This is a genomic window from Actinomadura nitritigenes (assembly GCF_017573545.1).
Taxonomy (GTDB): Bacteria; Actinomycetota; Actinomycetes; order Streptosporangiales; family Streptosporangiaceae; genus Spirillospora; species Spirillospora nitritigenes.
Genome location: NZ_JAGEOK010000028.1, coordinates 42,632 through 65,968 on the forward strand (window position 1 = coordinate 42,632; position 23,337 = coordinate 65,968).

The following is a 23,337-nucleotide window of genomic DNA, read 5'->3' on the forward strand; positions in this document are numbered from 1 at the left end:
CGCGGCGATCGGGTCAGGACGGGCTCGGCAGCGGGAAGGGGGCGCCGTCGAGCCGGATCGCCCAGGCGGCCTTCGTCGTGGCGAGACCGTTGGTGAGCGCGTCGGCGCGCAGGGCGGCGAGCACGACCTGGTCGTGGGCCGGCGCGGCCGACGCCTGCAGCTCCAGGTGGACGGTCGCGGACCGGCGCGCCGGGATCTCCATGATCTTGTCGGAGACGTCCTCGAAGGCCCGGCAGCCGTAGTCCGCCACGACGAACGGGTCCTCGGGCGTCGCGCTCGGGTCCTGCCCGCCGTCGGCCCGGCCGAGGCCGAGTTCCAGGCCCGGGGTCGTGCTCCGGCCGGAGTCCTCGGTCCAGCCGGTCGGGTCGTCGTTGCGGACGGTCAGCGTGATCGGGTACACGGTGGCGGTCCGCATCCGGCCGCAGCCGGTGCGCCGGGCCGGCTCGCCGATGGTCATCGTCATGCGGGCGTGCACGGCGTCGTTCTCGCCCTCGGCGGGCAGCGCGAACGCGTGGGAGGCGCTCCTGGCGCCGTCGCCGCCGGAGGACGCCAGGGCGGCGGCGCCCAGCCCGGCCGCCGCCGTCACGAGCACCGCGGCTCCGGCGAGCAGGCCCAGGCGGAGCCGCGTCCCGCCCTGCCCCGCGCCGCCCGTACCGGGCGGGAGGTTCACGTTGTGCATGGTCACGTTGTACGGTCCGGGACGATCATCGGGCCAGGCCCGCGCCGTCCCCAGTTCCGGGGACAGGGACGGTCAGCGCTGCTCAGCGGCGTCCCGGCCGGGCTCCGGAAGCGGGACGCGCAGCTCCACGCAGGTGCCCGCGCCGGGCGCCGCGTCCACCCGGACGGAACCGCCGACGTCCGCCACGCGCCCCTCGACCGAGCGGGACAGCCCGAGGCCCCGGGGCCGGGCGGCGGGGTCGAACCCGCGGCCCTGGTCGACGACGGTCACCACGACCGCGCCGTCCTCCATGGCGGCCCCGAGCACGGCCCGGTCCGTCCCGGCATGCTTGATCACGTTGGTCAGGGCCTCGTGGCAGGCGCCGAGAAGCGCGCCCGCCACCGCGTCCGGCACGCCCGACAGGTCGCCCTGGGGAGGCGGCGGGAACCGCACCTCCACCCGCAGCCCGTCGCGGGCGCGGTCGCGCGCGAGCGCCTGCAGGCCCGACGCCAGGTCGGGGACGTCGCCGTCCGGCACGGCGCCGCCCCGCTCCACGAGCCAGCGCAGCCAGGCCGCCTCGGCCCGCACCTGGTCGCGCATCCAGGCATCGGCGACCCACGTCCCGCCGCCGAGGGTCTCCAGCGTCTGCAGGACGCGGTCGTGCAGCATCCGCGACTGCCGCTCCCGTTCCGCCTCGACGGCCCGCCGCCGCACCAGCTCCAGCGCCTCCGCGCGGGAGGCGTCCAGCTCCGCCGCCATCCGGCGCAGCTGCCGCGCGACGAACCACACGACGGGCGCGATGCCGAGATAGCTGGCGCCGTTCGGCACGGCGTTCCACAGCGGCTGCCCGCTGGACAGGTGGTCGGCGGCCCCGTAGACCAGCGCCAGCGCCGCGGCGCCCGCCGCGACCTGCCAGGCGCGCGGGAGCAGCAGGCCGAGGGCGCACGACCCGACGAGCGTGTACGGGTAGGCGAAGAACCCCCAGGTGTGGACGTCGGCGCCGGCGACCAGCGCCGCGTTGGCCGCGAGCGCGGCACAGCCCGCCGCCAGGTCCGCCCAGCCCGCCCGCGGATCGGGGCCGCCCCGCCGCAGCGCCCGACCGGCCAGCAGCATCGACTCCGCGAACATCGCGGCCGCCAGCAGGACGGCCAAGCCGAACAGCTGCCCGCCGCCCGCTCCGGTGCCGAGCGCCACCGCGACGTTGAGCAGCGCCGCCAGCCGGGTGGCGAGCAGCGACCACGCCTCCATCCGCACCACCCGCGCCGCCGCCTCGCCGGGGCGCGCCGCTGCCTTCGCGGCGGGCACGGCCGCGGCGGCGCGACGCGCGGGCGCCGCGTCAGCCGGGCGGGCCGCCGCGTCCACCGACGTCCCCTTCGGCGAGGTTGCGGGCGAACCAGGCCAGCTCCGCCTTGTTGCCCAGCCGGAGCCTGGCGCGGATCCGCTTCACGTAGGTGTCGACCGTGGACGGCGCGACGCCCATCCGCCGCGCGGCCTGCGCGTGCGTCATGCCGCGGGCGATCCAGTCGAGCGCCTCCCGCTCGCGGGCCGTCAGCGCCGTCCCGGCGCCGCCCGGCCTGCTCCGCTCCGCCGCCCCGACGATCGCGGCGAGCTGCGGCGACAGGTGGAACCCGCCGGCCGCCACCTCGCGGACCGCCGCCCGCAGCGCGTCCTCCTCCATGTCCTTGGTGGCGTAGCCGGCCGCGCCCGCCGCCACGCAGGCCAGCACGTCCGCCGGGCGGCTCGCCGCCGACACCACCAGCACCCGCGTGACCCGGCTCAGCTCCCGGACCGCCGCGACGGACGGGCGGTCCCCGTCCAGGTACAGGTCGCACAGCACCACGTCGCAGCCGGCGGGGTCGGGCAGCGCGGCGGGCGCCGCGACCGAGGCGACGACCCGCATCCCCCCGTCCTCGGCGACGATCGCCGCCAGGCCCCGCCGGGCCACCGGATGGTCATCGACGATCGCCAGCCGCAGCACGGCCCCATTGTCGCGGTGACGATCACCCGGCGGAAGCGGTCCGGCGCGGCGCCGGAGTCACCTCGCCGCCGTCTGACCGGCATCGACGCCGTCAAGGTGGGCATGGGAGGCGGGAGAGCTGGAGGTGTCATGCGTCTGCTGACGGTACGGACCGTTCTTCCGGAACATCGCTATGACCAGCGCCAGATCACCGAGGCCGTCGCCGGGACGGTGCGGACCGACCAGCGGCTCCTCGAGCGGCTCCACTCCGCGACGCAGGTGAGCGGCCGCAACCTCGCGCTGCCGATCGAGGACTACGACCGGCTCACCGACTTCACCGCCGCCAACGACACCTACATCGCCACCGCGCTGGAGCTGGCCGAACGCGCCGTGCGGAAGGCCCTGGACGGCGCCGGCCTCGCTCCCGGGGACGTCGACCACCTGGTGTTCTGCTCGTCGACCGGGGTGGCGACCCCGTCGCTGGACGCCGCGCTGGCGCAGCGGGTGGGGCTGCGCGAGGACATCAGGCGGCTGCCGGTGTTCGGGCTGGGGTGCGCGGCCGGCGCGGCCGGGCTGTCCCGTATCCACGACTACCTGCGCGCCTGGCCCGAGCAGGTCGCGGTGCTGGTCTGCGTCGAGCTGTGCTCCCTGACGGTCCAGCGCGACGACGCGTCGGTGGCGAACCTGGTGGGCAGCGGCCTGTTCGGCGACGGCGCCGCGGCCGTGGTCGCGGCCGGCGACCGGCGGCGGGCCCGCGTGCGGCGGCCGGACGGCCCGGGCCGGGGCCCGCGCGTCGTCGCGACCGCCAGCCGCCTCTACCCGGGCACGTCCCGGCTGATGGGCTGGAACGTCGGCGAGCACGGCTTCCGCATCGTGCTGGCCGCCGACCTCGTCGACCACGTGAAGGCCACCCTGGCCGACGACGTCGCCGCGTTCCTCCAGGGGCACGGCCTGTCGCCCGGCGAGATCGCCTCGTGGGTCTGCCATCCGGGCGGCCCCAAGGTGATCGAGACGATCGCCGAGGCGTTCGGGCTCGACTCCGGCGAGCTGGACCTGACCTGGGAGTCGCTGCGCAAGGCCGGGAACCTGTCGTCGGTGTCGGTGCTCAACGTGCTGGAGGAGACGATCGCGCGGCGGCCGCGCCCGCCCGGCGCGCCCGGCCTGCTCATGGCGCTCGGCCCGGGGTTCTCCGCCGAGATGGCGCTGCTGCGGTGGTGACCCTCTGATCGCCTACACGCTGCTGATCCTGCTCGTCGCCGCCGAGCGGCTCGCCGAGGTCGCCCTGTCGCGGCGCCACCTCGCGTGGGCCAGGCGGCGCGGCGGCGTCGAGTACGGGCGGCGGCACTACCCGGGGTTCGTCGCCGTCCAGGCCGTCCTGCTAACGGGGGCGCCGCTGGAGGTCTGGCTGCTGCACCGGCCGTTCGTCCCGGCGCTCGGATGGCCGATGCTGACCGTCGCCGTCCTCGCCCAGGCGCTGCGCTGGTGGTGCATCGCGTCCCTGCGCGAGCAGTGGAACACCCGGGTCGTCACCGTCCCGGGGCTCCCGCTCGTCGACCGCGGCCCGTACCGCCTCCTGCGCCATCCGAACTACGTCGCCGTGGTCGCGGAGGGCGTCGCGCTGCCGCTCGTCCACACCGCGTGGCTCACGGCGTCGGTCTTCACCGTCGCGAACCTCGGGATGCTCGCTGTGCGGCTCCGCGTCGAGAACGCGGCGCTCCGGCAGGCACCGCCCGCGGAGGCGGCGCAGAGCGCGCGCTGACGACTCCACTGCGTTCACCACCTGTTTACTGAGCGTGGTCGCGGGTACCCGCCGATCGTCGATGGCAAGGTCGAACTGCGCGGGCGGGAGGGCTGGCAGTGGCGTTTCCTGGAGCGTCCCTGGCCAGGGCGGCGCTGCACGTGCCGGCGGCCGCCGCGGACGCGGCGTCGAGCCTGGCCGCCAAGGGCGCGGAACTGGGCGCGCGGACCACCGCCACCGGCGTGCGGACGGGTGTGCGCCACACGTCCCACGTCCTCGGGGCCTTCGCGTCCCTGGCCTCGGGCGGGCGCAGGCGGCTGGTCTGGGCGCACGGCGGCCGGGCCCACATACAGACGAACGGGCTGGGAGGCGGCGGGGAGCGCCATCGCCGGTACGTGCGGGCGCTGACGGAGGCGCTGCGCGGCCTCGAAGGCGTGGACTGGGCGGAGGTCAACGCGGTCACCGGCCGCGTCATGGTGACCTACGCGGAAGGCTCGGTGGACCCCGACGACCTCGTCGCGACCATAGAGGACGTCGAAGAGGCGCACGAAGCGGCCGAGTTCGACCACAGCGCGCACGCGATGCCGCCCGACGACGACGCGGCCTGGGCGGCCGCCACGTCCGCGCTCGTCGCCGACTGCGCCGGGGCCGTCGGCGCCGTCGCCGGACGGCTGCTGAGGCTCCCGCCGATGCCGAGCCCCGTGCGGGCCGCGGTGTCCGTCGCGGACGCGCTGCCGCATATCCGGTCGGTGCTGGAGCAGCGGCTCGGCCGACTCCGCGCCGACGCGCTGCTCGGCACCGCCAACGCCGTCGTCCAGGGCGCCGGTCAGGGCCTCGCCCCGCTGGCCGCCGACGCCGCGCACCGCGCCTTCCAGCTCTACGAGATCGCGGCGCGCCGCGACGCGTTGCGGCGCCGCGAACCTGACCTCGCGGTCGCCGGGGAGCTGCCGCACGCCGGCGCCGGCCGCGCCGAGCGGCCCTGCCCGCTGCCGGACGGCCCGGTCGAGAGAGCCGGGAAGCGGACGGCGCTCGGGCACCTGCTCGGCGGCGCCGGGGTCCTCGCGGGCACGCGGGACGCGTCCGCCGCCGCCGACCTGCTGCTGGCGACCGTCCCGAAGGCGGCGCGGCACGGCCGGGAGGCGTTCGCCGCGGTGCTGGGGCACGACCTCGCGGCCCGCGGCACGGTCGTGCTCGATCCCACCGCGCTGCGCCGACTCGACCGGGTCGGCGCCGTCGTCATCGACTCGGGAGTGCTGTGCGACGGGGAGCTGCGGCTGCTGTCGGCCGTCGCCCTCACCGACCGCATGGACGACGCGGACGTCTGGCGCGCCGCCGGCACGGTCCTGGCCGGCTGCGACCCGGACGACCTGGAGGGGACGGGCCCCTGGCCCGCGGACGGCCGCGGGGACGCGTGGCGCCTCGCGCGGGCGGCGGACGCCCCGTCCGGCGCCCCCGCCGACCCGCAGGGCGTCACCCTCGACCTGCTGGACGGGCGGGGCCGGCGCTGCGGCCGGGTGCGGGTGGGCTCCTCGCTCGACCCCCTGGCGGAGGCGCTGCTGTCGGCGGCGCACGAGGCGGCCGACGTGGTCGTCCTGACCGAGCACGCCAGCATCCAGGAGCTGGTCGCCTGGGGCGACGACTCCCCCGTCGACGTGGGCGGCCTGGCGGACTCCGTGCGCTCCCTGCAGCGCGACGGCCACGTCGTGCTGGCGATCTCCAGCGGGCAGGACGAGGCGCTGGACGCCGCCGACGTCGGCGTGAGCGTGCTGCGCGGCCGCGGGCTCACCGACTGGCGCGCGGACCTGGTGACCGGGCCCGGGCTCGCCGGCGCGTGGCGGCTGCTGACCGCCGTCCGGCCCGCCCGGCGCGCCAGCGACCGGGCCGCGGAGCTGTCGCTGAGCGCGTCGGCGCTCGGCGCGCTCCTCATCGCGGGACGCCGGCCCCGGCGGCGCGCCGGCGGGTCGCTGCTGCGCCGGGCCGCCGCGTCCTGGTCGGACCTGCCGCCGGTGCACGCGGCGTCCCTGATGGCGATGCTCGCCAACGGGCTGAGCGCGCGGCGGCTGGAGCACCGGCCGCTGCCGCCGCCGGTCGTCCGGGACGCCTGGCACGCCCTCACCGCCGAGGAGGCCGCCCGGCGGCTCGCCCGCGCCGCCGGCCGCCCCGGCGAGGACCGGGAGCCGCGGACGGCCGGCCCGCTGGCGCAGCGGACCGCCATACGGCCGCTGAAGGCCGTCCTGCGGCTCGCCGCCGCGGTGCGGCAGGAGCTCGACGACCCGCTGACCCCGGTGCTCGCGCTCGGCGCCGCCGCGTCCGCCGTGGTCGGCTCCAGCGTGGACGCGCTGCTGGTCAGCAGCGTCATGGCGGGCAACGCGCTGATCGGCGGCGCGCAGCGGATGCGCGCGGAGAAGGCGCTCGGCGAGCTGATGCTCGGCCAGCAGACCCGCGCCCGCCGGGTCCGGGCCGGCGCCGAGCCGGACCGGACGGCCGCCGACCCGTTCGCGCACCTGCGGACCGCCGCCGTCGAGCAGATCACGGCCGGCCGGCTGCGCGTCGGCGACGTGATCCAGCTCCGCTCGGAGGACCTCGTCCCGGCGGACGCCCGGCTGCTGTGGGCCGAGTCCCTGGAGGTGGACGAGGCCACGCTCACCGGCGAGTCCGTGCCCGTCGACAAGAACGTCGAGCCGTCGCCCGGCGCCGACCCCGCCGACCGGCACTGCATGCTGTACGAGGGCACCACGGTCGTCGCGGGCAGCGCGGTCGCCCTGGTCGTCGCCACCGCCGAGGCCACCGAGAGCGGGCGCGCCGCCGCGCTCGCCGGGACGGCCGACGCCTCGTCCAGCATGCAGGCGCGGCTGGCGGAGCTGACCCACCAGGCGCTGCCCGCCACCCTGCTCGGCGGCGCGGCGGTCACCGTGCTCGGCATGCTGCGCGGCCTGCCGCTGCGGCGCGCGCTCGGCTCCGGCGTCGCGGTCGCGGTCGCGGCCGTGCCCGAGGGGCTGCCGCTGGTCGCGACCCTCTCGCAGCTCGCGGCGGCCCGGCGGCTGTCGCGGCTCGGCGTGCTGGTCCGCTCGACGCGGGCGCTCGAAGCGCTCGGCCGCGTCGACATCCTGTGCTTCGACAAGACCGGCACGCTCACCGAGGGGCGGCTCCGGCTCGTCCGCGCGACGGGCCCGTCCCGCCCGCACCCGCTCACCGGCGAGGGCGAGCGGCGCGTCCTGCGCGTCGCGGCGCGCGCCTGCCCGCCGCCGGGGAGCCGGCAGGTCCCGCACGCCACCGACCGGGCCGTCCTGGACCGGGTCGGCGAGCTGCCGCCCGACACCCGCTGGTCCCTCGCGGAGGAGCTGCCGTTCGAGACCACCCGCGGCTTCTCGGCGTCGCTCGGCCACGACGGCTACCGGACGGTCCTCGCGGTCAAGGGCGCGCCCGAGGTGCTGCTGGCCCGCTGCACCCGCGTCCACACCTCCGCCAACCGCGACGAGCCGCTCACCGCGTCCCGGCGCCGCGCCGCCGCCGGGACCGTGCGGCGGCTCGCGGGGCAGGGGCTGCGCGTGCTCGCCATCGCCGAGCGGCCCGTCGCCGAGCCGGGGGCGGTGCGCGGCCGGATCGCCGACCACGTCGAGGACCTCGCGCTGCTCGGCTTCATCGGCATCGCCGACACCCCGCGCCCCACCGCGCAGGAGGCCGTGCGGCGGCTCGGCGCCGCGGGCGTCCGGACCACCATGATCACCGGCGACCATCCGGACACCGCCGCGGCCGTCGCCGCCGAGCTCGGCATCCCCGACGCGGACCGGGTCCTCACCGGCGCGGAGCTCGACGCGATGCCCGCCGCCGACCGGATCGCGGCCGTCCAGCGGGCCGCGGTGTTCGCCCGCGTGTCCCCCGCGCAGAAGGTCCGGATCGTCAAGGACCTGCGGCGGGCCGGCCGGGTCGTCGCGATGACCGGCGACGGCGCCAACGACGCCGCCGCCATCCGCCGCGCCGACGTCGGCATCGCGGTCGTCGGCCGCGGCTCCGGCGCCGCCCGCATCGCCGCCGACCTCGTCCTCACCGCCCCCGACACCGCGCTCATCCTCGACGCGCTGCGCGAGGGCCGCGCGCTGTGGAACAGCGTCCGCGACGCCGTCGCGATCCTCGTCGGCGGCAACGCCGGCGAGGTCTCCTTCACCGTCCTCGGCACCGCGCTCAGCGGGGACGCGCCGCTCAGCACCCGGCAGCTGCTCGTGGTGAACATGCTCACCGACATGCTCCCGGCGCTCGCCGTCGCGATCACGCCGGCCGACCCCGGCGGGGACGCGGCGGCGACGCTCGGCGGCGAACCGGTCGGCGGCTTCACCGGCCAGGAGATGCGGCGGGCGCTCGCCGTCCGCGGCACCGCGACCGCCGCGGCGGCCCTGGTGTCCTGGCAGCTCGGGCGGCTGACCCGGCTCGTCCCGGGGGGCCGCCGCCGGGCCTCGACGATGGCGCTCGCCGCGCTGGTCGGCGCGCAGCTCGGGCAGACGCTGATCTCCCGCTGGCGCAGCCCGCTCGTCATGGCGACCTGCGCCGTCTCGGCCGCCGCGCTGGTCGGGGTGATCGAGACGCCGGGCGTCAGCCGGTTCTTCGGCTGCACGCCGCTCGGGCCGGGCGCCTGGGCGATCGTCACGGCGTCGGCGGTGGCGGCGACGCTGGCCGCGGCCCTGGCGCCGCGCCTACTGCCGTCCCCCGCCCCCGAGCCGGCCCCCGAGCCGGCCTGAGGACGGCCGCGCCGCCGGTCAGCCCATGCTCTTGGCGCCGTCCATGGCCTCGCGGATGATGTCGGCGTGCCCCGCGTGCTGGAGCGTCTCGGCGGCGATGTGCATCAGCACCAGGCGGGCCGACCAGTGCGCGTCGGCCTGGAACCACGGCGCCTTCGGCAGCGGCTGCGTGGCGTCCAGGTCGGGCAGCGAGACGACCAGCTCGTCGGTCCGGCGCGCGACCTCCTCGTAGTCCGCGAGGACGCCGGCCAGGGTCTCGCCGGGCAGCATCCGGAACTCGTCGGCGCGGCGCTGGAAGTCCGCCTCCGTCATAGCCGTGAAGTCGGGCATCGCGGACGGCCCCTCCAGGATGAAGTCCACCCAGCCCCTCTCGCACGAGGTGACGTGCTTGATCAGGCCGCCCAGGCACAGCTCGCTCGCGGTCGTCCGCAGCCCGGCCTGCTCGTCGGTGAGGTCGCGGGCGGGGAACCGCAGGAAGTGCCTGGCCTTGGCCAGCAGCGCCAGCAGGTCGGCGCGCTCGCCGGTCACCGCCGGAGCGTCCTCGCGCGTTCCGCCGACGATCGCGTGCTCGGTCATGGTCCGTACCTCCGGTTCGTCTTTCCCCTGGACGATGACCACGCTACGGGCGATAGCGGCCACTTTCTGACCTGAATTGCGGGAGACTCGGAACCATGGCGAACACCAGCACCCGCACCCTGCGGCTCCTCTCGCTGCTGCAGAGCCACCGCTTCTGGCCCGGCGGCGAGCTGGCCGAGCGCCTCGGCGTCTCGCAACGCACGCTGCGCCGCGACGTCGACCGGCTGCGCGAGCTCGGCTACCCGGTCGAGGCCCGACGCGGCGTCGACGGCGGCTACCAGCTCGCCGCGGGCGCGGCCCTGCCACCGCTCGTGATCGACGACGAGGAGGCCGTCGCGCTCGCCGTCGGCCTGCAGGCCGCCGCGCAGGGCCCGGTGGACGGGATCGCCGAGCCGTCCCTGCGGGTCCTCGCCAAGATCGTGCAGGTGATGCCGGGCCGGCTGCGCCGCCGCGTCGAGGCGCTGCGCGCCATGACGGTGACCGGCGGCTGGGGCGGGCCCGCCCGGACCGAGGTGGACCCCGACGTCCTCACGACCGTGGCGCTGGCCTGCCGCGACACCGAGCGGCTCCGGTTCGCCTACACCGCCGCCGACGGGCGGCGCACCCACCGGCACGTCGAGCCGCTCCGGCTCGTGTCGCTGGGCCGCCGCTGGTACCTCGTCGCCTACGACCTCGACCGCGCCGACTGGCGCAACCTCCGCGTCGACCGGATCGCGGACCCCGCGGGCACCGGCGCCCGCTTCCGCCCCCGCGAGCTCCCCGCCGCCGACGCCGCCGAGTTCGTCCGCACCCGGCTGGACACCGCGTTCCGCCCCTACCACGTCGAGGTGCTGGTGGACGCGCCCGCCGCGACGGTCCGCGGACGGATCGGGCGCTGGGCCGCCGTCGACGAGGACGGCGCGGACCACTGCCGCGTCGGCATCACGTCCGACTCGCTGGACTGGGCGGCCCTGGCCCTCGGCACGATCGGCGCCGATTTCCGGGTCCTGCACCCGCCCGAGCTCGTCGACCTGCTCCGCGACTGGGCCGGCCGCTTCCACCGCGCCTCGTCCGTCCCCCGCGAACCCCGCGACGGCTAGCCGCGGTCGCGGACGTTCACCTCCGCAGGGCGGCCGGGGCGCCCGGACCGCCGATGGCCGGGCCGTCCGGCCAGAGCGCGGCGAGGTCCGACGGGGTGAGTGGGGCCCGGTACGCGGCCCGGAGCACCTCCTGGGACGTCTCGCCGCCGGCCTCGGCGAGGGCCGCGAACCAGTCCATTCCGGCCGGGTACGCCCACATGTAGGAGCGGTGCTCCGGGTTCGTCCCCCGGTCGGCGAGGGCGCCCGCGACGGCCTTGCCCGTCATCCACGGGACGGCCGCGCGCAGATGGGCGGCGCACTCGGCGGCGGGCGTCCCGTCGTTGATCGCGCGATGGACCTGCGCGAGGACGAGCTGCACGTAGTGGCCGAGCCGGATCCGCGCCGCCAGCACCTGGTCGCCCGGCAGCAGGAACAGCGGCCACGCCTGGGCGAGCCCTTCGAGCATCACCTGCTGCGGTGCGTGGACGCTGAGCAGCCGCACCCACGGGACGTCCTCGGCGGAGGCCCGCTCGGTGAGGCTCGCGCTCTGCAGGCCGTGGCCGAGCACCTCGTGCAGCGCGAACTGCCGGGCGCCGGACTCGGTGAACGCGACGTTCGGAAGGTTGAGCCGCAGCCGGACGTCATGGCCCGCGCCGTCCAGCCAGTAGGCCCAGTACGCGTCCACCTCGGCGGTCTCGATGGTCAGCGTGTAGCGGGCGGTGCTGCCCGTCGCCTCCCGGACGGCGGGCTCCAGCTCGGCGGCGGCCTGCCGGATGGCGTCCGGGGCGTCGCGGACGTCCAGGGGCCCTTCCAACCGCCGGAGTTCGGCGTTGGCGCCCGGCCCCCAGCCGATGCCGAGGTCGGCCAGCGCCGCGCGGGCCCGGTCGCGGCGCTCCGCCACGTACTCCTCGGGCCATCCGGCGGTGCCGCACCCCTGCGTCCTGCGGACGTAGTCGCCGAGGGGCGGCCGCTCACCGAGCAGGGCGCCGAGGTAGGCGAGGTCGGCGTCCAGGCGCGCCGCCACCGGCCCGGCGGCGTCCGCGCGCAGCTCCGCGAGCCGGCGGTGGACGGCCAGCCGGTCGGAGGCCGGTTCGGGCTCGGGCCCCTCCGGACGGCAGTCGAAGTCGATGATCGGGGACCCGCCGCGGGCCGTCTCGTGGGCGTTCCACGCCCGCAGGACGCGTTCGGTCTCGTCGCGCAGCCTCATGCACCACGTCTACCGCACCGGCGCCGCAGGGCGGCGGCGACCGCGCTCACCGCGCGACCAGCCGGCGGAGGGGCGGCAGAGGGGCGGCGACGGTGGCCGGGGGTGGCGGGTGGTCAGTGCCGGGTCAGCGCGGCCAGGCGGCTCTCGGCGTACTTCCTCATTTCCTTGTCGTTCAGGGAGTCGGCGACGTCGCGCCCCCGCTCGTACGCGGCGGCGGCTTCGCCGGCGGCACCCGCGTCGCGGAGGGAGCCGGCGAGCTTGCACAGCGTCCAGCCCTCCATGAGGCGGTCGCCGAGCCGGGTCGCGATGCCCAGAGCGGTCTCCAGCGCCGTCCTGGCCCGCTCGTGGTCGCGGTGCTCGCGCGCCACCTCGCCCAGGTCGTACCAGGCCCAGCCCGCCGCCCGCAGGTCCTCGACCTCCTCCGCGCGGCGGGCCGCGCGTTCGAGGAACTCCTCCGCCGTCCCGTACTCCTTCTGCTTGCGCGCGCATCGCGCCCTGCCCTGCAGGGCGTCGAGCTCGATGCCCGGGTGCCCCTGGGACGCCTCGATCGCCTCGTCGTACCGGGCCACGGCGGCGTCGAAGTCTCCCCGCCGCAGTGCCATGTCACCGAGGTTGCACAGGTTCCAGGCGCGCAGCTCGGGGTCACCGACCTCCTCGGCGATGGCGAGGGCCTCCGCGAAGGCCGTCCGCGCGCGATCGTCGTCGTCGCGGCGGCGGCGGCACACACCGAGGCCGTCCCACGCCCAGCCCTCGTCGCGGCGGGCGCCGACGGCGGCGGACGCCTCCCTGGCCTGCTCGAACAGGGTCTCCGCGCGGTCGAACGCGCCCGCGTGCCGCGCGGCGTGCGCCTGGTCGAGCAGGCTGCTCGCGGCCAGCACCCGGTCCTCCGCGGCGACCGCGACGGCGTGCAGGCCGAAGGCGATCCCTTCGGCGCGGGCGTGGTCGTGCTCCGCTCGCGCGCCGGCGTACGCGGCCTGGAGCAGCTCGACCTGCGGCCGGCGGATCATCGCCTCCTGCAGCGACCGGACGGACGGGCGGTCCGCCGGCTCCTTGGCGAGCGCCCGCGCGACGATGTCCCGCAGCCGGCCGGGCAGGCCGGACAGGTCCGGCTCCATCGTGAGGATCTGGTGGACGAGCGCCGGGATCGTGTCCGCCGGGAAGCAGGGCCGGCCGGTCGCCGCGTGGGCCATCACGGCGCCCCAGCCGAACACGTCCGCCTTCCCGGTCGGCCGCTGCTCGGCCAGCAGCTCCGGCGCCATGTAGCGCAGCGTGCCGATCGGCATCGTCGTGATCCGGGTCCGGTCGAGGTGGTGGGCGACGCCGAGGTCGATGAGGACCGGCCTGCCGCCCGGCATGATGATGTTGGCCGGCTTGACGTCCCGGTGGACGAGACCCGCCCCGTGAACGGCCTCCAGAGCGCGCGCGAGACCGAGCCCGAGGCGGTCGAGGTCCTCCGCCGCCAGCGGCCCTTCCGCGATGAGCGCTTCCAGGGGCAGTCCCTGGACGTACTCGGTGACCAGGTACGGCTCCGGGCCCGCGAGGTCGGCCTCGACGAACGCGGCGACGTGCGGATCGTCGACCTTCCGCAGGGCGGCCGCCTCCCGCTCGAACCGGCGGTGCCCGCTCTCGCTGCCGACGGTGACTCCGTTCATCGTCTTCAGCGCGACGATCCGCCCGTCCGGCGCGCGCCCCAGATGGACGGTGCCCATCCCGCCGGCACCGAGTTCGGCCAGCAGCTCGTAGCGCCCGAACCGTCGTGGGTACATCCGGCCCCCCGCCTCATATGCCAGGACATGTGCGGACACGGTAAACCCGCTGGGGCCGGTGGTCCCCGGCGCCACGCCACGGCACCCGACCGAACGCGGTCACCGCCGGCGGCGTCAGAGGTCGATCCGGGAGCCCATCAGGACGGTGCGGGTCTCCGGCAAGGCGAAGGACTCGGCGCGATTCGCGGCGTTGCGGGCCAGCGCCAGGAAGAGCCGCTTGCGCCACCGGCGCATGCCGGGCGCGCGGGTGAGCCGCAGCGCCCCGTACGACAGGAAGTAGGAGGCCCGGTCGGGGTCGAAGCGCAGTTCGGCGCCGGGCAACCGGGCCGCCCGGCGCAGCTCCGCCGGCAGGTCCTGGTGGTCCTGGAAGCCGTGCCGGACGGTGACGTGGACGATCCCGTCGTCGCTGTACCCGAGGTCGTCGATGCTCAGCCGCTGGTCGACCGGGATGTACGGGACGTTCTCCGACACCATCGAGACGATCACGACGTGCTCGTGCACGACGTGGTTGTGCTCGAAGTTGGCGCGCAGCGCGATCGGCGTCGTCATCTTGGTCGGATGGGGGAAGACCGCCGTGCCGGGCACCCGCCGGACGCCGTCCCGGTGCAGCTTCTCGATGAACTCCGGCAGCGGGCCCTCCTTGGCCGTCCGGTGGGCGGTGACGATCTCCCGCCCGCGCTCCCAGGTCGTCATCAGCGTGAACACCGTGAGCCCGATGAGCAGCGGCAGCCAGCCGCCGTGCGTGACCTTGGTGAGGTTCGCGGAGAAGTAGGTGATCTCCGCGCCGCCGACGACGATCCCGGTCAGCGCGAGCTTCCAGGCCGCCCACCGCCAGGCCACCCGCGCGATGACCAGGAACAGCGCGGTGGTGATGAGGAAGGTTCCGGTGACCGCCATGCCGTACGCGGTCGCCAGGCGGCTGGACGAGCGGAAGCCGAGCATCAGGATCAGCACGCCGGCGAACAGGATCCCGTTGATCGCCGGCAGGTAGACCTGGCCGATCTCGCGCGGCGAGGTGTGCTTGATCCGCAGCGGCGGCAGGTAGCCGAGCCGGACGGCCTGGCGCGACACCGAGAACGCGCCGGAGATCACCGCCTGGGAGGCGATCACGGTCGCGGCGGTCGCCAGCACCACCATCGGCAGCCGCGCCCAGTGCGGGTACAGCAGGAAGAACGGGCTCCTTACGCTGCGCGGGTCGTCGAGGATCAGCGCGCCCTGGCCGAGGTAGTTCAGCGTCAGCGCCGGGAACACGACCGCGAACCAGACCCGGCGGATGGGGCCCTTCCCGAAGTGGCCCATGTCGGCGTACAGCGCCTCCGCGCCGGTGATCACGAGGACGATCGCGCCCATCGCGATGAACGCGGTGTAGGGGCGGTCGGCCGCGAACTCGACGGCGTAGGACGGCAGCAGGGCCCGGACGATGGCCGGCCGCTCGACCACCTCCGCCAGGCCGGCCGCCGCCAGCGACGCGAACCACACCAGCATGACCGGGCCGAACAGGCTGCCGACCCGGTGCGTGCCCCAGCGCTGGACGAGGAACAGCAGCGCCAGGATCGTCGCCGCGACCGGCACCACCACGTGCGACAGGCCCGGCGTGCTCACCTTCAGGCCCTCCACGGCCGACAGCACCGAGATCGCCGGGGTGATCACGCTGTCGCCGTAGAACAGCGAGGCGCCCAGCACCCCCACCCCCATCGCCACCGCGGCCCTGCCCCGCACGTCGCCCAGCACCCTCCGGACCAGGGCGGCCAGCGCCATCACGCCGCCCTCGCCGTCGTTGTCGGCCCGCAGGATGAGGGTCACGTACTTGAGCGACACGATCACCGTGATCGTCCAGAACACCAGCGAGATGACGCCGTGGACGTCGCTGTGAGTGGGGTGGACGGTCCCGTGGTCGATCGAGAACACCGTCTGGAGGGAGTACAGCGGGCTGGTGCCGATGTCCCCGTAGACGACGCCCAGGGCGCCCAGCATGAGCGCCGCGCGTCCTTTCGTCCCGGGCGCGGAGGTGCCGTGCCCGGCCGCCGCCGGGCCCGTCGACTTCTCCGGGTCGCCCATGGGGCGATACCTATCCGGATCGGCCCCGTATAGGCATCACCGGGGACGGCAGGACGGGCGCGCCCGCCGGACCAGGCGGACCCGGGCCGCTACGGCGTGCGGAATCCGCGGAAGGTCACCCGCTTGCGGACCTCGAAGCCGAGCCGCTCATAGAGGGCGATCGCCCCGGCGTTCTCCTCGGCCACGTGCAGGAACGGCCGCTCGCCGCGGGCCTCGATGCGCGCCGCCAGCGCCCGCACCAGGCGGGCGGCGTGGCCGCGTCCGCAGGCCTCGGGCGCGGTGCAGACGGCGCTGATCTCCGTCCAGCCCGGCGGGCGGAGCCGCTCGCCCGCCATCGCCACCAGCCGGCCGTTCTCGCGGATGCCGAGGTAGGTCCCCATCTCGCGGGTGCGCGGCCGGAACGGCCCCGGCCGGGCGCGCGCGACGAGGTCGAGCATCTCGGGGACGCCGTCCGCGCCGAGTTCGACCACGCCGCCGTCGCGGTCGTGAGGATCGCCGAGGTCGCTGCCTCCGGGCCAGAGCATCTGGAGGCCGTCGAGGACGAAGACCGGCTCCCAGTCCGGCGGCGGGGCCGCCGGGGCGCTGAACATGTCGGCGAGTTCGCCCCGGCCCAGCAGCCGGGCGAGATCACCCCATTCCGCCGCGTCGGGGTCGGCGGACACCGCGGAGAAGGTCGCGACTCCCGGCAGGTAGGTGGCGGCCCGGCCGAGCCGGCGGGCGAGGTGCGCGTGAGCGCCGCGCAGCGACTCGCCCACGGGGTCGTCGAGCGCGACGGCACCGTCCTCCACCAGCATGTTTCCGCACCTCCGGGGGCGTACGCGACACTCCAGGCGACCTGGACGCCACCGGAGGTTACCCGGAATGCCACCGGCGGTTACAAGCCCGCTCGGCGGGGGAAGCGATCATTGGTGCGTGGCGGCGGACGGGACACCCGCAAGGAATGCAGGGAGGGGTGGGTGCGGCGTGTCCGATGGGGAGAAGGGGCGGCCCCCGCGTGAAGGGTCGGTCCCGCGCGCGCTCGGGGCTCCGGTCGTGGTGGTGATGCTCGCGATGGTCGTGCTGGTCGGCGGATGCACGTCGTCCCGCCACTCGTCCACCGGACGGCCCGGCACGGCGGCGACCGCGGTGAAGGCCGAGAACGCCAGGTCCGGCACGCCGGACTGGCAGATCCGGCACAAGGGAGCCGAGCACGAGATCGAGGGATACGCCGATCACGTGAGCGTGCAGCCCGGGGGCTCGTTCCGGCTGTTCGTCTCGACCACGACGTCCGGGTTCACCGCCGAGGCGTTCCGGATGGGCTGGTACGGCGGCGCGGAGGCGCGGCGCGTGTGGCGGTCCGGGCAGGTCGCCGGCACCCGGCAGGCCGCGCCGCGGATCGACCGGACGACCCGCACCGTGTCGGCGCCGTGGCGGCCGTCCCTGACCGTCCCCACGTCCGGCTGGCCCGCCGGCAGCTACCTGATCCGGCTGACCGCCGCGTCGGGCGCCCAGCGGTACGTGCCGGTGACCGTCCGCTCGCCGGACGCCTCCGGGCGCGTCGTGGTGCTCAACGCGACCACCACCTGGCAGGCGTACAACATGTGGGGCGGCTACGACCTGTACAAGGGGCCGTCCGGCGGCGAAACCGACCGCGCGCACGCGGTCAGCTTCGACCGCCCCTACGACGGCACCGGCGCCAGCAAGTTCATGCTCTACGAGCAGCCCGCCATCGCGCTCGCCGAGAAGCTCGGCGTCCCGCTGGCGTACGCGACGGACAACGACCTGCACGCCGACCCCCGCCTGCTGGACGGGGCGCGCGGCCTGCTCACCCTCGGGCATGACGAGTACTGGTCGTCCGCCATGCGGCAGCGCGCGACGCAGGCCCGCGACCGCGGCGTCAACATCGCCTTCCTCGGCGCCAACGCCGTCAACCGCCACATACGGTTCGGCGGCACGCCGCTCGGCGCCGACCGGCTCGTCATCTGCTACAAGGACTCCACGGCCGACCCCATGTCCCGGACGAACCCGGCCGAGACGACGCAGGACTGGCGGCTCCCGCCGAAGCCGCGGCCGGAGAGCGACATCATCGGCATCCAGTACATGTGCTTTCCGGCCGAGGGGGCGTTCACCGTCTACGAGCCCGACTTCTGGCTGTTCCGCGGCACCGGCGTCCGCGCGGGGACGCGCTTTCCCGGCGTGGTCGGCCCCGAGGCGGACGCGGTGAACCGCGCCGGCCCGACGCCGTCCACCCTGGAGGTCGTCGCGCGCTCGCCCATCACCTGCGGGAACGGCCCGGCGACGGCGAACGCGTCCTACTACACCACCCGCAGCGGCGCGGGCGTGTTCGCCACCGGCACCATGCGCTGGGTGTGCGCGATGCGCGGGCGCGCCTGCGGGCACGGCGTCAACGACGCCGGCCGCGCGTTCACCACCCAGGTCACGGGGACGCTCGTCCGCGCCATGGCCGCCGGGCCGCTCGGGCGCACCCACCCGTCCCGCCCCAACTCCAAGCAGCTGGCCAGCGCGCCCGGATAGCCGCCTGCTCGGGCCGGAACCGGCGGGCTCAGCAGAACGGGCGGGCCCCGCGGGCTCAGCGGGCTCAGCGGGCCCGGCGGGCTCAGCGGCGCTCGCCCAGCGCTTCGAGACCGGCGACGAGGACGTCGGCGAGCAGGCGGGCGCGGCCGCCGTCCGGGTCGAGATCGGGGTCGAAGACGGTCACCTGCGCCCCGATCGCCCGCGGTGCGAGGGCCGCGAGGAGGTCGGTCAGTTCGGCGGCGTCGAGGCCGCCGGGGTCCGGGGAGTCGACGGCGGGCATCACGCTCGCGTCGAGGATGTCGACGTCCAGGTGGAGCCAGTAGCCGTCGAGGCCGTCGCGGTCGACGACCTCCAGGATCCGGCGCGCGGCCGCCGCCACGCCCTCCCGCCGGATCCGCGCCGCGGGGACGACCGCCCCCAGGAGCGCGGTGGTCTCGTCAAGCGCGTCGTCGTCGTCCCGGCAGCCCGCATGGGCGGTGTCGGCAGGGGCGAAGTAGGGGCTCAGACCGTCGATGTCGGCGACGGCGGGCCAGTGCAAACCGACCGCGGCGGCGAGGTCCTCCCCCGCCAGGCTTGCGCATCGGTCCGAGTTGCCGGGATGCCGGAAGTCGGTGTGCCCGTCGAGGTGCACCAGGCCGTGGCGTCCCGGCGCCCGCCGCAGCGCGACCCCCGCCCCCACCAGCAGGCTGCAGTCCCCGCCGATCACCAGCGGCACGAGGCCGTCGGCGCGCGCGGTCGCGATGCGCTCGGCGAGCCGCCGGGCGTGCTCCACGATCAGATCCTGGTTGCGGAGCCTGCCCGGTGCGGCGTCGTCGGCGTACCGTCCGGGGAGCACCACGCCCCGCTCGTGCGCGCCGCGCTCGGCGAGGCGCCGGTACAGGCCGGCTTCACGCAGCGCCTCGGGCGCCTTGGCGGTACCGGGCACGCTCGCCGGCGCGGGCGGGCGCAACCCGAGGTTGGTGGGGGCGGAGATCAGGCCGATCGTCATCAGCCGAAGCTACAGCAGCCGGGCGGCGCCGCTCAGGCCAGCGGCTCGTGGTTCGCCCAGGCGACCTTGTACGGGTGCCGCGACTGCCAGCGGCCGATGACCTCGTGGACGCCGGGCGCCGCGAACGCCTTCGCCAGCGCGCCGGCATCGGCCACGCCGACCTGCACGATCGCGGTCGCGACCAGCGCCGGGACGGCCTCCTCGCCGGGCACGGGAATGTGGCGCCGGGCCTCGACCGACTCGGCGGAACCGGTGTCGCGCATGGCGCGTTCGATGTCCGCGAGGTATTGGTCGAGCTCGGCGTCGGACAGGGGCTCGTCGAAGGAAACGATCATTGTGTGCTGGATCATGCGTCGATTCTCGACGGGGACCGCCTCCGGAGTCCAAGACCCGTTCGGCCTCCGGCGATAACCTGGAGGCATGGCCGAGCTGGAGACCCGCGACCTCGAGTACTTCCTAGCCGTCGCCGACGAGCTGCACTTCGGCCGGGCCGCCGTCCGCCTGTCGATCGCGCAGCCGGCGCTGTCGAAGGCGATCCGGCGGATCGAGCACCGGCTCGGCGTCCCGCTGTTCGTCCGCTCCAGCCGGCACGTCGAGCTCACCGAGCCCGGGAAGGCGCTCCAGGAGCACGGGCGGCACGCGCTCAACGCGGTCGCCGCCGCCGCCCGCAGTGCCCGCCGCGCCGCCGATCCCGGCGCCCACCTGCGGCTCGTGCTCAAGCCCGGCGGCGACGCGGGCCTGCTGTCGGGCATCCTCGCCGCGTACGCCCGGCAGCCCGACGCCCGCCGGGTGGACGTCCTGTTCAGCGGCCCCGCCGACCGCACCGACTTCCTGCGGGACGGCCGCGCCGACGTCGGCCTGCTCTACGCGCCGTTCGACGACCTCGACGGCCTGGCCCACGAGACGCTGCACGCCGAGGACCGCGTCGCCGTCGTCCCGTCCGGGCACCGCCTGGCCGGGCGCGCCTCCGTCCGGACGTCGGATCTGGACGGAGAGACGCTGCCGCGCTGGAAGGGCGTCCCCGGAGGCGACGGCACCGGCCCGGAGGTCGCCGACGCCGTCCAGCTGCTCCACATGGTCACGGTGGGCCGGATGATCGGGGTGCTGCCCCGGTCCATGGTCGAACCGCTCCCGCCCGGCCTGGTCGGCGTCCCCGTGACCGATGCGCCGCCCAGCCGCCTCGTCCTCGCCTGGAACGAGCAGGACCGCCGCCCGCTGGTCGCGTCCTTCGTCGCCGCCGCCCTCGCCCCCGAGGCCCGGGACGGCCGGGCGGGCTGAGCCGCCCGGCCGGATGCGCGGGGCGGGCGCAGTAGGGTCGCCGTCATGTCCGCGACCCCACACGCCGCGCACCGCGCGCGTCCGCCGCGCGAACCGCGCTCCCCGGCGGTCCCCGAGAACCTGACGGCGGCCGGATTCGACGACGTCGAGCTGGGCGACGACGGGAAGTACCTGTCGCTGGCCTACGGCGAGGTCCGCCTCACCACGGGGGACGCCGAGGACGTCGAGGACGTGGAATTCGAGCGGTGCCGGTTCGCCCGCAGCAGCATGGCCGGGATGCGGCTCCAGCGCGCCGGGTTCGCCGACGTCGTCTTCGAGGGCTGCGACCTGGCCAACCTGCGGATGTTCAACGCGCGGATGTTCAACGCCGAGGTCCGCAACTGCCGCATGACCGGCCTCCAGCTCACCGAGGGCGGCCTGCGCGACGTGCGGTTCGACGGGTGCCGGGCGGACATGGCGGGCTTCCGGTTCGCCCGCCTGCGGACGGTCGTGTTCGCGGACTGCAACCTGAGCGAGGCCAGCTTCCAGTCCGCCGAGCTGCACGACGTGCGGTTCGAGGGCTGCAGGCTGAGCGGCACCCAGTTCTCGGGCGCGACCATGAGCGGTACCCGCTTCCGGGACTGCGACCTGTCCGGGGTCGCGGGCATCAGGTCGTTCGACGGGGCGATCGTCGCCGCCCGGGACGCGACGAGCCTGCTGGACGTCCTGGCCGCCGACGCGGGCATCACGATCGAAGCCTGACCGCGGCCGGCGCGGTCTCCCGCGCCGGGCTCAGCTCAGCGCCGCGACGGCTGTGTCGACGTCGGCCTCGGTCGTGTAGAGGTGGAAGGCCAGGCGCACCGCACCCTTGCGGACCGACGCCCGGACACCGGCCTCCGCGAGCCGCTCGGCCGCCCCCGCCCGGGTGACGGTGACGATCGCGCTGTCGCCGGACGGCATGCCGAGGCCGGCGCGGAACCGGTCGGCCATCCGCAGGTCGTGCTCGTGGATCGCGCCGACGCCGATCTCCAGGAGCAGCTCCAGCGTGGGCGCGGCCGCGACGTAGGAGAACCAGGGGGCGGCGATGTCGAAGCGGCGGGCGTCCTCGGCCAGCCGCAGCGGCGGGCCGTAGGAGGCGTCGCCGTCACCGGCGTACCAGTTGGCGGCGATCGGGCGGATCCGGTCGCGCACGGCGGGGCTCACGTAGCAGAAGGCGGTGCCGCGCGGGCACATCAGCCACTTGTACGCCGAGACGGCCAGGACGTCGAAGGGCGCCGCGTCGACCGGCAGCCAGCCGACGGCCTGGGTGGCGTCGGCGACGACGAGCGCGCCGTGCGCCCGCGCCGCCGCGACGACCGCGCCGGCGTCGGCGACCTCGCCCGTCGCGGACTGGACCAGGCTGAAGGCGACCGCGTCGGTGCGCTCGTCGATCGCGCCGGGCAGGTCGGCGGGCGGGACCGTGCGCACGTCGAGGTCGTGCACCAGCCATGGGAACAGGTTCGACGTCTGCTCGATGTCGGGGACGAGGACGCGCGAGCCGGGCGGCAGCGAGGCCGCGACCGGGGCCAGGACCTGCGAGGCGGAGGCGCCCACGGCGACGTCGTCGGACGCGACGCCGACCAGCCGCGCGAACGCGTCGCGGGCACGGCCGGTGGACCGGTCCCACTTGTCCCAGCCGGTGGCGCCGCGGCGCCATTCGGCCAGCGCGTCCTGCAGCGCCTCGAACGCCGGCTCCGGCGGGACGCCGTAGCTCGCGGTGTTCAGCCGCCCCGGTTCCGGGTCCCACATACGTACCGCTTCGTCCAGATTCACGCTGCCGACCCTAGAGGAGCGACCGAGTCAGCGGCCTACCGGCGTGCCCGAGCGGGCCCTTCAGCGGTCGTGCCTCCTGAGCCAGTCGACGTAGTCGGGCACGGCGTTCTCGACGTCGTACTCCGGCCGGAATCCGGTGTCCTCGTGCAGCCGGGTGATGTCGAGGTAGTTGGGCCGGGGCCGGTCGGGATCGCGCCCCTCCGGGAGGACGATGTTCGCCTCCGGAACGGCCGCGTTGATCGCGGCGACCACCTCGCTGAAGCGCACCAGCCGTCCGGTCGAGACGTTGTAGACGCGGTGGTTCAGCCGCTCGGCGAGCATGAGCAGCGCGATCGCCCGGCCGCAGTCCTTCACGTAGCAGAGGTCAGTCGCGTCCTCGGCGTACGCGGGCGGACGGGGCGGGGTGAGATCGGGGTCCTCGCCCCGGACCGCCGCGCTGAGCAGGCGGGGAAGCGGGAAGAACGGCGAGTCGGGCAGGCCGAGCGGCCCCCAGATCGTGCCGATCCGCAGGCTCACCGTCTCGAACCCGGCACTGTCGCCGGCCAGCGCGGTGAACAGCTCGGCGGTCTTCTTGAACGCGTGGATCTGGTGCGGTGCCACCGCCGGAAGCGGGACGTCCTCGTGCCAGGGGGACTCCTCCACCCCCGCGTACACGCCGATGGAACTGGCGACGGAGAACCGCCGCACGCCCCACTCCCTTGCCGCCTTCAGCGCGTTGAGCAGGGCGGCGGTTTCGGCGCGCAGGTACTCGACCGGATCGGGCAGGTCGAACGGGCCCGCCGCGAGGTGCACGATGCCGGTGATCTCGTGCCGCTTCCCGATGTCGAGGAACGCGGTCTCGTCCGTGGTGTCCAGCGGTTCGACGACGACCCGGCCGCCGGGCTCGCCGGCGAGGTGCCCCGGCACCCGGGTGGACCGGTGCGCGGTGAGCACGACGGACTCGCCCAGATCGAGCAGTGCCCGTGCCGTGTGCGACCCGATGGAACCCAGGCCGCCTGTTACGAGGATCATTCGT

General features: G+C 75.9%; 19 protein-coding genes. 7 read left to right on the plus strand and 12 right to left on the minus strand.

All coding sequences use genetic code 11. From position 1 onward, the window contains the following. Nucleotides 1-13 precede the first annotated feature (13 nt). The 3 genes from J4557_RS35300 to J4557_RS35310 all read right to left on the minus strand — a co-directional run bounded on the left by J4557_RS35300 (nt 14) and on the right by J4557_RS35310 (nt 2,636). Complete coding sequence (locus J4557_RS35300) at nt 14-679, minus strand: hypothetical protein (RefSeq protein ID WP_208271132.1); 666 nt, start codon at nt 677-679, stop codon at nt 14-16. Nucleotides 680-751: 72 nt separating this feature from the next. Continuing rightward, on the minus strand, nt 752-2,020 hold the full coding sequence (locus J4557_RS51845; RefSeq protein WP_208271133.1) for a sensor histidine kinase: 1,269 nt from the start codon (nt 2,018-2,020) through the stop codon (nt 752-754). Further along, on the minus strand, nt 1,995-2,636 hold the full coding sequence (locus tag J4557_RS35310) for a LuxR C-terminal-related transcriptional regulator (protein ID WP_208271134.1): 642 nt from the start codon (nt 2,634-2,636) through the stop codon (nt 1,995-1,997). The genes J4557_RS51845 and J4557_RS35310 overlap by 26 nt, the downstream gene beginning before the upstream one ends. Before the next feature lie 129 nt (nt 2,637-2,765). Here J4557_RS35310 and J4557_RS35315 point away from each other — a divergent pair, with 129 nt between their 5' ends. The 3 genes from J4557_RS35315 (at nt 2,766) to J4557_RS51850 (ending at nt 9,086) form a co-directional block, all read left to right on the plus strand. Further along, nucleotides 2,766-3,833, plus strand: coding sequence for a type III polyketide synthase (locus J4557_RS35315; RefSeq protein ID WP_208271135.1), 1,068 nt, complete (start codon nt 2,766-2,768; stop codon nt 3,831-3,833). 226 nt (nt 3,834-4,059) lie between these two features. After that, nucleotides 4,060-4,374, plus strand: coding sequence for an isoprenylcysteine carboxylmethyltransferase family protein (locus J4557_RS50075; RefSeq protein ID WP_243776861.1), 315 nt, complete (start codon nt 4,060-4,062; stop codon nt 4,372-4,374). Between the two features lie 98 nt (nt 4,375-4,472). Then, nucleotides 4,473-9,086, plus strand: a complete 4,614-nt coding sequence (locus tag J4557_RS51850; protein ID WP_208271136.1) for a cation-translocating P-type ATPase — start codon at nt 4,473-4,475, stop codon at nt 9,084-9,086. A gap of 18 nt (nt 9,087-9,104) precedes the next feature. Here J4557_RS51850 and J4557_RS35330 read toward each other — a convergent pair whose 3' ends face one another. Next, nucleotides 9,105-9,662 carry a DinB family protein gene (locus tag J4557_RS35330; RefSeq protein ID WP_208271137.1) on the minus strand — a complete coding sequence of 186 codons (558 nt, stop codon included), beginning with the start codon at nt 9,660-9,662 and terminating at the stop codon, nt 9,105-9,107. 95 nt (nt 9,663-9,757) lie between these two features. On the opposite strand from J4557_RS35330, the gene J4557_RS35335 reads away from it, so the two are divergent. Then, a complete protein-coding gene (locus tag J4557_RS35335; RefSeq protein WP_208271138.1) occupies nt 9,758-10,741 on the plus strand; it encodes a helix-turn-helix transcriptional regulator in 984 nt (327 codons plus the stop codon). A gap of 16 nt (nt 10,742-10,757) precedes the next feature. On the opposite strand, the gene J4557_RS35340 is transcribed toward J4557_RS35335, so the two are convergent. The 4 genes from J4557_RS35340 to J4557_RS35355 form a co-directional block, all read right to left on the minus strand. Continuing rightward, complete coding sequence (locus J4557_RS35340) at nt 10,758-11,927, minus strand: hypothetical protein (RefSeq protein WP_208271139.1); 1,170 nt, start codon at nt 11,925-11,927, stop codon at nt 10,758-10,760. 113 nt (nt 11,928-12,040) lie between these two features. Next, nucleotides 12,041-13,693 (minus strand): protein kinase domain-containing protein, encoded by a 1,653-nt coding sequence (locus J4557_RS35345; protein WP_208271140.1) that lies wholly within the window; start codon nt 13,691-13,693, stop codon nt 12,041-12,043. Nucleotides 13,694-13,807: 114 nt separating this feature from the next. After that, entirely contained in the window at nt 13,808-15,751 is a 1,944-nt protein-coding gene (locus J4557_RS35350) for a potassium transporter Kup (protein ID WP_208271141.1), read from the minus strand. An 89-nt stretch (nt 15,752-15,840) separates the two neighbouring features. Beyond that, nucleotides 15,841-16,545, minus strand: coding sequence for a GNAT family N-acetyltransferase (locus J4557_RS35355; protein ID WP_208271142.1), 705 nt, complete (start codon nt 16,543-16,545; stop codon nt 15,841-15,843). A 169-nt stretch (nt 16,546-16,714) separates the two neighbouring features. Between J4557_RS35355 and J4557_RS35360 the strand changes: the two genes are divergently transcribed. Beyond that, a complete protein-coding gene (locus tag J4557_RS35360) occupies nt 16,715-18,265 on the plus strand; it encodes a N,N-dimethylformamidase beta subunit family domain-containing protein (RefSeq protein ID WP_208271143.1) in 1,551 nt (516 codons plus the stop codon). Nucleotides 18,266-18,347: 82 nt separating this feature from the next. On the opposite strand, the gene J4557_RS35365 is transcribed toward J4557_RS35360, so the two are convergent. After that, nucleotides 18,348-19,253: an arginase family protein gene (locus J4557_RS35365; protein WP_243776862.1), complete on the minus strand. Its 906-nt coding sequence runs from the start codon at nt 19,251-19,253 to the stop codon at nt 18,348-18,350. A gap of 32 nt (nt 19,254-19,285) precedes the next feature. Beyond that, nucleotides 19,286-19,603: a hypothetical protein gene (locus J4557_RS35370; protein WP_208271144.1), complete on the minus strand. Its 318-nt coding sequence runs from the start codon at nt 19,601-19,603 to the stop codon at nt 19,286-19,288. Nucleotides 19,604-19,673: 70 nt separating this feature from the next. Between J4557_RS35370 and J4557_RS35375 the strand changes: the two genes are divergently transcribed. Then, entirely contained in the window at nt 19,674-20,531 is an 858-nt protein-coding gene (locus J4557_RS35375) for a LysR family transcriptional regulator (RefSeq protein WP_208271145.1), read from the plus strand. A 45-nt stretch (nt 20,532-20,576) separates the two neighbouring features. Then, nucleotides 20,577-21,272 (plus strand): pentapeptide repeat-containing protein, encoded by a 696-nt coding sequence (locus J4557_RS35380; protein WP_208271146.1) that lies wholly within the window; start codon nt 20,577-20,579, stop codon nt 21,270-21,272. 30 nt (nt 21,273-21,302) lie between these two features. On the opposite strand, the gene J4557_RS35385 is transcribed toward J4557_RS35380, so the two are convergent. Continuing rightward, nucleotides 21,303-22,322, minus strand: coding sequence for an aminotransferase class V-fold PLP-dependent enzyme (locus tag J4557_RS35385; RefSeq protein ID WP_307800396.1), 1,020 nt, complete (start codon nt 22,320-22,322; stop codon nt 21,303-21,305). 60 nt (nt 22,323-22,382) lie between these two features. After that, nucleotides 22,383-23,333, minus strand: coding sequence for an NAD-dependent epimerase/dehydratase family protein (locus J4557_RS35390; protein ID WP_208271147.1), 951 nt, complete (start codon nt 23,331-23,333; stop codon nt 22,383-22,385). Nucleotides 23,334-23,337 lie beyond the last annotated feature (4 nt).